This window comes from Limnohabitans sp., from assembly GCF_034680285.1.
GTDB lineage: Bacteria > Pseudomonadota > Gammaproteobacteria > Burkholderiales > Burkholderiaceae_C > Limnohabitans_A.
Genome location: NZ_JAXITC010000021.1, coordinates 26,430 through 36,649, shown reverse-complemented (window position 1 = coordinate 36,649; position 10,220 = coordinate 26,430). Strand labels below are relative to the sequence as shown.

The following is a 10,220-nucleotide window of genomic DNA, read 5'->3' as shown; positions in this document are numbered from 1 at the left end:
CTCACGCCTTGGTGCACATGCACATTGGCTTTTTTCTGATCGGCCACGGTGGTCACGCACTGGGGCTGGCGGGTCTCGGGCGGGTAGTCATGGCACATGAACAGCTCGGTGTTGTCCGGCAAACTGAGCACTTTCTGGATCGACTGGAACAACACGCTGGCACTGCCCCCAGGAAAGTCGCAGCGCGCCGTGCCGTAGTCGGGCATGAACAAGGTGTCGCCCACAAAGGCCACCTGCCGCGCAGTATCGACGCTGGCATCTGTGACCACATAGGTCATGCACGCCGGGGTGTGGCCGGGGGTGTGCAGGGCCTGCGCCTGCAAAGCACCAATCTGAAACGTCTCGCCGTCGCCCAGCAAGCGGTCGAACTGGCTGCCGTCGCGGGCAAATTCGGTGCCCGCGTTGAACAGCTTGCCAAACACATTTTGCACCGTGGTGATGTGTGAACCAATGGCCAATTGGCCGCCCAGCTGCTTTTGCAAATAGGGCGCGGCCGACAAATGGTCAGCGTGCACATGCGTCTCCAAAATCCACTGCACACGCAGGTCCAGTGCCTTCACACGCGCCACCAACTGGTCGGCGCTGGCGGTGCTGGTGCGGCCCGACTTGGGGTCGTAGTCCAGCACGCTGTCGATCAAGGCGCACTGCCGGGTGCTCAGGTCGGCCAAGATGTGGCTGAAGGTGAACGTGGCCGGATCAAAAAACGATTCGATGTGCATGTGGGCTGAACTCATGGTGACTTCCTTGGCAGTGGAACAACAAAGGTCCTTGACACCCCCTGCCGCTGGGCGGCAAGGGGGCAAGCCTTCAATTTACAGGGACTTGGTGGAGAAATACCAGTCCTTCATGGCGTAACCCTCGCCTTTGCGCTTGGCAATGGCTTCGGGGGTTTTGGGTGGTGGCACGATCACGTCGCAACCGGGCGTCCAGCCCTCAGGGGTGGCGATCTTGTTGGCATCGCTGGTCTGCATGGCTTGCAACAAACGTACAAACTCTTCGATCGAACGGCCGTTGCTCATGGGGTAGTACACCATGGCGCGCAACTTGCCTTCGGGGTCAATGAAGAAGGTGGCACGCACGGCCTGGGTGTCGGCCGCACCGGGGTGGATCATGCCGTAGGCTTGGGCCACTTCCATCTTGATGTCGTCGATGATGGGGAAAGGAATCTCCACACCAAAGTTGTTCTGAATGCTTTGCATCCAGGCCAAGTGCGAGTAGATGCTGTCAATCGACAAGCCGAGCAATTCGCAGTTCATACTCTTGAACAACTCGGCACGCTTGGCAAAACCGATGAACTCGGTGGTGCACACAGGCGTGAAGTCGGCAGGGTGCGAGAACAAGATAAGCCACTTGCCTTTGTAATCGGCGAGGCTTCGGGGGCCGTGGGTGGTGTTGGCGCTGAAGGCGGGAGCGGCTTCGTTGATGAGGGGCATGGACATGGCGAGTTTCCTTTGAGTTTGACTATCGGTTTTCGAAATCGAGAGATTTATTCAATCGACAGGGTCAACTGTACATACCCCTGAAGGTATTGGGTATGAGTTATCGCAATGAATGGCATAGTGACAATTGCGGTCGTGAAATCGACAAAATTGATCCATCGCAAGCCCTCAAGGTCTTGGCCATGCATGGCTCCAAAACCACAAGCCTCAATGCTTGGCTGGCCCTGCGGCTTTGGCCGCCGCGTCAAAACCGCCTTTGGCCTGCCACTCTGTCATGCCGCCTTGCAAGATGCGCACGTTCTCCCAGCCCGCCACGCGCAGCGCAAAACCGGCCTGGGCCGACAGCGACCCGGTGTTGCAATAAATGAGCACAGGCTTGTTTTTGGGGATGGTGTTGCGCTTGGCCAGCACCTGCCGCCAGTCCATGTTGACCGCGCCAGGAATGTGCCCCTTGGCAAATTGCGCCGGGTCACGCGCATCGATCACCACCATCTTGGGCCACTCGTCTTTGGGAATTTGCTCGGCAAAAATCACACCGCCACCGTAGTCCACAAACTCCAGATACGCCTCCATCTCGTCGGTGGCAATGGCTTTGTTGTCGGCGTGGGCCGCTGAGGCCAACAGCAAGCTGCCAGCGGTGGTGGCGACAAGGGCGAGGGTACGCAAGCGCATAGGGGTCTCCACTTCGTCGGGTAATATCAGTCAAAACGAATATTGTCGCTGAACGGCAGCAAGAACTCCCACAAAAGCCTCGGCGCACATGTCCAGAGACAAAAATTTCACCGCGCTCTTCCTCACGCTGGCTTTGCACGCAGCCGTGTGGCTGCTGGCCAGTGGCTACCCGTTCCAACACGTCAGCCCAGCCAAAGCGCCCCAACCCGTTGAAAAAATTGTCTTTTTGGAACTGATCCCGCCGCCGCGCCAGCCGCTGCCTGAACCGCCATCAGCGCCCCCCACAACACCCATCACTGCGCCCACCACGCCACCCCCGCCCGACACTGCCTTGCCGGCTCCGACCCCAGCGCCCTCACCCGATCGCCCCCGCGCCAGCCTAGCCGCGCCCCCGCCACCCACCGCCGAAGAATGGGCTTTTGCCGCGAACTACACGAACAAAAACAGCAAGGGCTACCGCTACAGCTGGGGCCAGCAAGTGCGCAGCATGATGGGCACCGCTGTTGAGGGCCCCGACCAGGGCGTGGTGCGCTTTCGCATCGAGATCGCCCCGGATGGCCGCTTGACGCAAGTGCAAACGCTGTGGACCACATCGGCCAAGGCCGAACAGCTCGCCCGCCATGCCATTCAAAACATGCCGCCGCTGCCGCCCACACCCACGGGCAAACCGCTGATTTTTGACAAGACGATTTCGTTTTCACCTTTTGCCAACGACGGGCCGTCCATTTACAGGGACGACTGCAAGCCCGAGCCGCCCGTGTTCCGCAACCCTTTTGCTTGGGACGGTAAATCGCCCCAAGTGGTCGCCACGCCCACCCCGACCGCCCCACTGGACCCCCAAGCGCTGGCCGACTGCCTGCGCCAACTGCCCCAAGACAGCGTCGAAGCCGAAAGCGCCCGCGATCAGCGCCTGATGGACCAATGGGGATCGAGCAAGACTGGGCGTTGAACGCCTCACGGGGCTTGAGCGCTGGCAAGCGGGTCAGCGGGTCAGCGGGTCAGCGGGTCAGCCTAAAGAATAAATTGGCCAAAGTTTCCGGCAGCTGCCCCATTCGATCGACCAAAGTGCAATGGTCACCAAACACATGCCGCACACTCGCCTCGTGCGCAGGGTGCAGCTGAATGCACCACACAAAAACCCCTTGCGCTTGCAAGCTGTGCACCACTTGGCGGGCGTCGTGCATGAGGTAGTTCGGATCCGTCACATCCACGTCAGAGGGTTCGCCATCGGTGAGCACCAACAAAATTTTCTTGGTGCTTTTGCGTTTGATCAGCGTTCGTGCGGCATGGCGAATCGCCACGCCCATGCGGGTAGAGTAAGCGGGCTCCAGCGCGGCCAATCTGGACTTGACAGGGTCTGCCCACGGCTCTTCAAAACCTTTGATGTGCATGTAGCGCACATCGTGTCGTGTGTTGGAATGAAAACCGCCAATGGCCAAAGCGTCGCCCAACTGGTGCAATGCCCACGCCAGCAAAGCCACCGACTCTTGGCTGATTTGCAAAACGGTTTGCTCCGAACCCGGCGCTTTTTCATTCAGGGACGCCGACAAATCCATCACCAATTGCACACTCACATCACGCTCAACAGGTTTGATGTGTTGCTCCACGCGGTGACTCGGGGTGTGGCCCGTTTTCAGGTCGATGTGCGCGGCCAAGGCCACATCCAAGTCCAGCTCACTGCCATTTTCCAAATGCCGCTCGCGGGTGCGACCTTGGGGTTTGAGTTGATCGAGCAAACGTTGCAGACGTTTGGACAGAGCGGCATGACGCAGCAACAACTGGTCAATGTCTGACGCATGGCCGGGTGGGTGTAGGTATTCAAACACCCTCACCCAGTCGGGGCGCTCACTGCCAGCCAAATAATCCCACTCGGGGTAGAGCTGAGGCGGCAAGCTGTGCAGCTCTTCATCATCCACACGTGTTGGGCTAGGTGCGGTATCTTCTTCGTCACCGTCTTCAATGAATTGCCACAGGTGTCGGTTGTCGTCACGCCAGTCCACTTGCGTGTGTTCGAAATACACTTGCGCCTGCGCATCGCTGGGGCGGCGTGTGCGGGCCACAAACTGCAGCGCCAACTGCGCCACTTGGGCCGTGCGTACTTGCCCCGTGACAACGCCCTGCTCGGCATCCGTGCCCTGTCCTTGCCCATCGACCAAGGCCATGAAACGATCACGCCACTCGCGCAGTTGCGGGTCTTGCACCTCAAAGCGTTCATCCAACACGCTGCGGCTCCACACACTGAGACGGTGCAGCACACAGGCGTGCGTGGCCTGGTTGCAGCCGCCTTCTTGCACGGGTGGGTACAGTGCCAGCAAGCTGTGTCGTAGACCGGGCCACGTGCGCATCAATAGCCAATCGATGCGGGTGTCCTCAAACCACTCCACTGCAAGCCTTTGCATCGGGCTCCAGTTGTCGGCAATGCAGGGCGTGGACCACTGGATGTGTCCCGCCATGTGCATGAGCATGAGGCGGTAACGGTCCAAGGCGCTGACGCCATCACGCGCATCCAACACATCTGGCAAGCCCATGGCGTAGCTGGGCCCTTTGTCGGAAGATTCCAGCAATAAGCAAGGTAAGACCGACACTGCCTGCACCCCGTGCTCTGCACTCACTTGTGCGGTGGGCAGGGGCAGCAAATGCGCTTGCAATTGCCACATGGCTTGCAGGCTCAGGCTGAGCGTGCGCTCGGCATCACGCAGCAAAGTGCCGTGGCGTTCACGCTGCAACACAGCCAAGCTGTCGGGGCTGCGCAAGGCAAAGTAGTCTTCTTGTTGGGGTGGGTGGTGCGCATACGCACGTGCTCCAAAATCCACCCACGCTTGCCAGCCTGACAAGGACAGTGTTTGCAACAGTCGCGGGGCTTGCAAGAGCAACTCCGGCAAACCCGCGCTGGGCAAGGTGGCTTGTCGGCCATGAATAGATCCGGTGGTGCGATCCATGAAATGACCAACCGTCTGCAAATACGCTTGCAACACAGACAAACCACCCAAGCGCTGGGCCACAGGCCCGAGGCTGGTGAGCAAGGGGGCCATCGCAGCACTGTTGGGCGACTTGTTCATGCGCAGCAGCAAAGCCATGACAGCTTCCAAAGCTTGATCCGCAGCGCTCTCGCCCAAAGCTTCCACCACTTCAGGCCAATAGGTCAGCCATGCCAGCACAGGAGCCGCACCTCGGCCGAGTTTGCCAAGCTGACGCCCGCCCTGCCAAAAGGCTTGCAAAGAGGACGGGCTCAGACGCGCAATGGCTTCGTGTGCGCAGGCTTCAAACACAGGGCGCACGGCGGGCAAAGCACAGTCCAAGGCTTGCCACCCCGCCAACACTTGGGGGTCATGTGCCCAAGGCGCGTTGGGATTGGGGGTGGGGTCAGCCCCAGCAGGCATCGATGGCATGGTCCAGGCTTTGTCGGATGTCCAAGTCATCGGTGATGGGGCGCACCATGGCCATACGGCAAGCGTCGCGTGGCGCAACACCTTGGCGCATGAGCTGGGCCGCATACACCAGCAAGCGGGTAGACACGCCTTCACTCAGGCCGTGGCCCTTGAGCGCACGGGCGGCTCCCGCAATTCGCACCAACTGCGTGGCTGTGGCCGTGTCGATGCCAGTTTCACTCACCACGATTTGGGCTTCCAAATCGGGCAAGGGGTAATCAAAATCAAATGCCACAAAGCGTTGTTTGGTCGAAGGCTTCAAATCCTTCATCGCGCTTTGGTAGCCTGGGTTGTACGAGATGACCAATTGAAAGTCGGGGTGGGCTTGCACCACTTCAGCTTTTTTGTCGATGGGCAAACAGCGGCGGTGGTCGGTCAGTGCATGAATGACCACCGTGGTGTCTTGCCGTGCCTCGACCACTTCGTCCAAATAACAGATCGCCCCGGTGCGGGCCGCTTGGGTCAGCGGCCCGTCCACCCAACGCGTGCCCTGGCTGTCGAGCAAATAGCGGCCCACCAGGTCGGAGGCCGTCATGTCCTCGTTGCAAGCCACTGTGATGAGTGGCTTGCCCAAGCGCCAGGCCATGTGCTCCACGAAGCGCGACTTACCGCATCCCGTGGGGCCCTTGACCATGACGGGCAAACGTGCAGCGTAAGCGGCTTCATACAAAGCCAACTCATCGCCTTGTGGGTGATACAGGGGTTCGCTGGTCATGGTGGGCTCCTGTTATTGGACGTCGGGTCGGCTTACTTGTGTGCCGACAACTTGTCGCGCCAGCCTGGGAAGAGCTTGTCAGCGTCGCCGGGGAACGAAGCGAACGCACGGGCGAACTCTTTGTGCTCTTTGGCGAACTCGATCGGATCAGCACCCGACTTCCAGCACTCATACGACTGACGCAGAGAAATCGCGCCAGCAGCTGGGCTGTCGATGTGGCCATACGAGCCGCCACCGGAGGTGTTGATCACGTTGCCGTGGCCCAAGTTTTGGAAGAAACCTGGCAAACGCAGCGCGTTCATGCCCCCCGAGATGATGGGGGTGGTGGGCTTCATGCCGTACCACTTTTGGAAGTAGACCGGACCCTGGCACTCGTCGCGCTCGATCATGTAGGCGATCATGCGGTCGTCATTTTCGCCTTCCATCTTGCCGTAGCCCATGGTGCCCACGTGGATGCCCGAGGCCCCCTGCAAGCGCGAAATCTTGGCCAGCACAAAGGCGGTGTAACCGCGTTTGGCGCTGGGGCTGGTGACCATGCCGTGGCCTGCGCGGTGGTAGTGCAAGTATTGGTTGGGGTATTGACGGCGTGCGGTGGTGATCATGCCGGGGCCACCCACAAAACCATCCACCAGGAAAGCCACTTTGTCGGCATCTGGGCCAAAGGCTTCCAGGATGAAGTCGGCGCGGGCGCACATCTCGTAGTGGTCGTCGGCGGTGATGTTGGCCGAGAACAATTTGGCTTGGCCGGTTTCGTCCATGGCGCGCTTCATGGCATCGACCACCAGCGGGATGGTTTTCTTCATGGGCGCAAACACCTGGTTGCCTTGTGGCTCATCGTTCTTGATGAAGTCACCACCCAGCCAGAATTGGTAAGCGGCTTGTGCAAATGGCTCGGGGCGCAGGCCCAGTTTGGGCTTGATGATGGTGCCGGCAATGTAGCCACCGTCTTTGATGGGGCGGCCCAAGATGCGCCACATGTCCGAGATGTCTTTGCTCGGGCCATCGAACAACTGGATGGCGCGCTCGGGGAAATAAATGTCGTGGATCTTGGCGTGCTGGATGTCGCCCATGCCCTGGTTGTTGCCAATGACCAACGTCAGGATCGAGACCATCATCATGCGGCCATCGGTCACATTGCGGTCGAACAAATCCATCGGATAGGCGATGCGCATGTCTTCGGTGGCTTCGTCGATGAAGTAAACCAAAGCGTCCAGGCCTTTGGTGAAGTCGTCTGTCGTTGACACCTCGACGTTGGTACCGGTGGAAGATTCAGCAGCAAAGTGCGCTGCAGCTTCCAAGTAGCCATAACCCGATTTGGGCTTCATTTTGTAAGCCACCAAAATGTGGCGACCACCTTGGATGAGGTCCTCTTCCTTGAGGCTCAGGTCGGAATAACGTGCGCTTTGGTCCATTTTCAGTCTCCAGTCAAGTTTGTGGGTTGAAGCAATGACTGGACTTTAAAAATCTTCTGCAATAAGGTAAATTCAATATTAATCGCAACTAAATTAAGCAAAGACTGAATGAAGAACGCCACCTTCCGCCAACTTCGCGTGTTCAACGAGGTGGCCCGTCACCTGAGCTTTGTGCGTGCCGCTGAAAACCTGCACCTGACCCCGCCCGCCGTGACCATGCAGGTCAAGGAACTCGAAGGCCATGTGGGCATGCCCTTGTTTGACCGGCGCGGCAAGCAAGTGAGCCTGACCACCACGGGCGAGTACATGCTGGTTTATGCCCGCAAAATTTTGGCCACCGTGAAAGACGCCGAAGACGCCGCTGCCCGGTTGCAGCGGGCCGAAACCGGTGTGCTGACGATTGGCTTTGTCAGCACGGCTAAGTATTTTTTGATGAACATGCTGGCCGACTTTCGCAATTTGCACCCAGGTGTGGACATCCAGATCCTGATCGGCAACCGCGATCAGCTCGTGGGCATGTTGCAAAACAGCGAGGTCGACATCGCCGTGATGGGCCGCCCTCCCAAAGAGCTGCAAACCCGGGCCGAGCCGTTTGCGGCGCACCCGCATGTGTTTGTCTCGTCCGTGGACCACCCACTGGCCCAGCGCGATCACCTGCGTGTAGAAGACCTGCGCCCCTATGACTTCATCGTGCGCGAAAAAGGCGCGGGCACCCGCGCTGCGATGGAGAAGTTTTTTGAAGACACGCATGTCGAGCCTCGCTTGAAACTCCAGTTGCACAGCAACGAGATCATCAAGCAGGCCGTGATGGCGGGGCTGGGCCTGGGCTTTTTGTCGCTGCACACCATTGGCCTGGAGCTGGAGCACAAGCTGATCTGCATGCTCGATGTGGAAGGCGCACCCGTGGTGCGCTCATGGAACGTGGTGCACACCCAATCCAAAATGCTCTCGCCTGCGGCCGAGGCCTTTCGCTACTTCATGCTCGAAGAAGCCGAAAGCCACCTGGCGCAACGCTTTGGTATGCACTGGCCCAAGACCTGAGGTCGGGTTGGTCAAACCACCAGCGCCCAACCGACCGCAGTGGTCCGGTCACCACCAAAGGCCGCATCGTTTCCATTCAAGCCTTCTCCCAACGTTTGATCGATTGATTTGAATCAATTATTTTGAATCACGCGCTCCTAAAATCCCGGACAAGCGGGGCCATAGGCCCATTTATGGCGATCGAACGGAGACAACACATGAAAAAAATCGCTGCCTGGATTTTGGGCCTGAGCCTGTCTGGCTTGGCCTTTGGTCAAGCCGCCACCATCGCCGTGGGCACGCCGTTGAACATCATCGACACCCAAAAATCGGTCGTGGTCCAAACCGCGAAAGGGCCCGTCACCATCACCCGCACCATGACCCCTTGCGCGAAAAACGGCGGCAACTTGCAGCCCTTGGTGCCCGTGGCCGGCGTGCATCCGGTGGGTGAGATTGAAATCCTCGAGGCCTTGAGTGACCGCAACGCCATCGTGCTGGACATGCGTGACACCAACGACCGCGTCAAAGGCACCATTCCCGGCTCGGTCGGCATTCCCTACACCGAAGTGGCGGCCCGCATGAACGAATTGGGTTGCAAGAAAAATGGCAGCCAATGGAACTGCGAATCGGCCAAAAAGGTATACGCCTTTTGCAACGGCCCCGTCTGCCCCCAAAGCCCCATGGCCATCAAAGCCATGACCCGCGATGGCTTTCCGGCCAACAAGATTTATTACTACCGCGGCGGCATGTTGGACTGGGACGCCCTGGGCCTGACCAGCGTCAAAGACGAGTTTTAAGCAGTTGCCTGACCTCAATCACTGGCGCTGCAACAACACTTCGTTGGTGATTTCATAGCGCCGGCCCTGTTTGTCGCAAGGCTTGAGGGCACCATCGCGAACCAGGCTGCTGATTTCGCGGCTGACGGTTTCTAGTTTGATGTCGAGCATGGCACCCATGTCGTCGCGCGCAAAAAACGAGGTGAAGTCTGGTTGGTCGGGGTCGCGCATTTTCAGAGCCAAGGCGGCCACGCGTTGGCGGGCCGAGCCGAAGTTCAAATCTGCAAGCCAATCGTCGGCGTCTTTCAGGGCTTGCTGCCACTTTTGCATCAGGCGTTTGTGCAGGCGCGGCGAATTCGACGACAGATGGTGCAACACCGACAGGGGGATGCGGCAGACTTGGGCTTCGACCAGAGCGATGGCTTCGCTGTCGTAGCGGGCTGTGGCAAGAGCTTCGAGTCCGATCACGTCGCCGGGGCGCAGCACGCGAACGATGCGTTCACGGCCGTCAGCGGTGGCCCGCACCAGCTTGACCATACCTTTTCGCAGCGTGAACACGCCTACCGCCGTTTGGCCTTCGGTGTAAAGGGGGGCGTCAGCCGCGAACACCATGTCGTCGATGGGGGTGTGGATTTCGCCAAAGTCCTGTTCGTTCAGGTCGGCAAAGAGCACCATGTCTCGGATGCCGCAGTTGCGGCAGTCCGAGGTGCCTTTCCAAGCCGAGTCAATCTTGATGGGGATCATGTTTTGAATTTAGC

General features: G+C 59.1%; 10 protein-coding genes. 3 read left to right on the top strand and 7 right to left on the bottom strand.

The features are described 5' to 3' along the window. The 3 genes from SWE17_RS14930 to SWE17_RS14920 all read right to left on the bottom strand — a co-directional run. A partial coding sequence (locus SWE17_RS14930; protein ID WP_322993856.1) for an MBL fold metallo-hydrolase occupies nt 1-719 on the bottom strand: 719 nt, incomplete at its 3' end. A gap of 93 nt (nt 720-812) precedes the next feature. Beyond that, entirely contained in the window at nt 813-1,439 is a 627-nt protein-coding gene (locus SWE17_RS14925) for a peroxiredoxin (protein WP_062402895.1), read from the bottom strand. Nucleotides 1,440-1,646: 207 nt separating this feature from the next. Beyond that, entirely contained in the window at nt 1,647-2,111 is a 465-nt protein-coding gene (locus SWE17_RS14920) for a rhodanese-like domain-containing protein (protein ID WP_322993854.1), read from the bottom strand. An 88-nt stretch (nt 2,112-2,199) separates the two neighbouring features. Here SWE17_RS14920 and SWE17_RS14915 point away from each other — a divergent pair, with 88 nt between their 5' ends. Then, nucleotides 2,200-3,060, top strand: coding sequence for an energy transducer TonB (locus SWE17_RS14915; protein WP_322993853.1), 861 nt, complete (start codon nt 2,200-2,202; stop codon nt 3,058-3,060). 49 nt (nt 3,061-3,109) lie between these two features. Here SWE17_RS14915 and SWE17_RS14910 read toward each other — a convergent pair whose 3' ends face one another. From SWE17_RS14910 to SWE17_RS14900, 3 genes are read right to left on the bottom strand one after another with little or no spacing between them, the layout of a single operon-like run. After that, nucleotides 3,110-5,530 (bottom strand): nitric oxide reductase activation protein NorD, encoded by a 2,421-nt coding sequence (locus SWE17_RS14910; RefSeq protein ID WP_322993852.1) that lies wholly within the window; start codon nt 5,528-5,530, stop codon nt 3,110-3,112. After that, nucleotides 5,475-6,254 (bottom strand): CbbQ/NirQ/NorQ/GpvN family protein, encoded by a 780-nt coding sequence (locus SWE17_RS14905; protein ID WP_322993851.1) that lies wholly within the window; start codon nt 6,252-6,254, stop codon nt 5,475-5,477. Before SWE17_RS14905 ends, SWE17_RS14910 begins: the two co-directional genes overlap by 56 nt. A 32-nt stretch (nt 6,255-6,286) precedes the next feature. Beyond that, a complete protein-coding gene (locus tag SWE17_RS14900) occupies nt 6,287-7,666 on the bottom strand; it encodes a ribulose-bisphosphate carboxylase (RefSeq protein ID WP_322993850.1) in 1,380 nt (459 codons plus the stop codon). A 108-nt stretch (nt 7,667-7,774) separates the two neighbouring features. Between SWE17_RS14900 and SWE17_RS14895 the strand changes: the two genes are divergently transcribed. Both SWE17_RS14895 and SWE17_RS14890 read left to right on the top strand, forming a co-directional pair. Further along, the gene (locus SWE17_RS14895; RefSeq protein WP_322993849.1) at nt 7,775-8,707 is read left to right on the top strand and encodes a LysR family transcriptional regulator; all 933 of its coding nucleotides are present in this window, start codon (nt 7,775-7,777) and stop codon (nt 8,705-8,707) included. A 197-nt stretch (nt 8,708-8,904) separates the two neighbouring features. Next, nucleotides 8,905-9,483 carry a rhodanese-like domain-containing protein gene (locus SWE17_RS14890; protein ID WP_322993848.1) on the top strand — a complete coding sequence of 193 codons (579 nt, stop codon included), beginning with the start codon at nt 8,905-8,907 and terminating at the stop codon, nt 9,481-9,483. An 18-nt stretch (nt 9,484-9,501) separates the two neighbouring features. Here SWE17_RS14890 and SWE17_RS14885 read toward each other — a convergent pair whose 3' ends face one another. Beyond that, nucleotides 9,502-10,206, bottom strand: coding sequence for a Crp/Fnr family transcriptional regulator (locus tag SWE17_RS14885; protein WP_322993847.1), 705 nt, complete (start codon nt 10,204-10,206; stop codon nt 9,502-9,504). Nucleotides 10,207-10,220: the final 14 nt, after the last annotated feature.

Excerpts from the sequence above, each read along its gene's own strand:
- SWE17_RS14925 (WP_062402895.1), bottom strand. The coding sequence starts at position 1,439 with ATGTCCATGCCCCTCATCAACGAAGCCGCTCCCGCCTTCAGCGCCAAC.
- SWE17_RS14920 (WP_322993854.1), bottom strand. The coding sequence starts at position 2,111 with ATGCGCTTGCGTACCCTCGCCCTTGTCGCCACCACCGCTGGCAGCTTG.
- SWE17_RS14915 (WP_322993853.1), top strand. The coding sequence starts at position 2,200 with ATGTCCAGAGACAAAAATTTCACCGCGCTCTTCCTCACGCTGGCTTTG.
- SWE17_RS14910 (WP_322993852.1), bottom strand. The coding sequence starts at position 5,530 with ATGACTTGGACATCCGACAAAGCCTGGACCATGCCATCGATGCCTGCT.
- SWE17_RS14905 (WP_322993851.1), bottom strand. The coding sequence starts at position 6,254 with ATGACCAGCGAACCCCTGTATCACCCACAAGGCGATGAGTTGGCTTTG.
- SWE17_RS14900 (WP_322993850.1), bottom strand. The coding sequence starts at position 7,666 with ATGGACCAAAGCGCACGTTATTCCGACCTGAGCCTCAAGGAAGAGGAC.
- SWE17_RS14895 (WP_322993849.1), top strand. The coding sequence starts at position 7,775 with ATGAAGAACGCCACCTTCCGCCAACTTCGCGTGTTCAACGAGGTGGCC.
- SWE17_RS14890 (WP_322993848.1), top strand. The coding sequence starts at position 8,905 with ATGAAAAAAATCGCTGCCTGGATTTTGGGCCTGAGCCTGTCTGGCTTG.
- SWE17_RS14885 (WP_322993847.1), bottom strand. The coding sequence starts at position 10,206 with ATGATCCCCATCAAGATTGACTCGGCTTGGAAAGGCACCTCGGACTGC.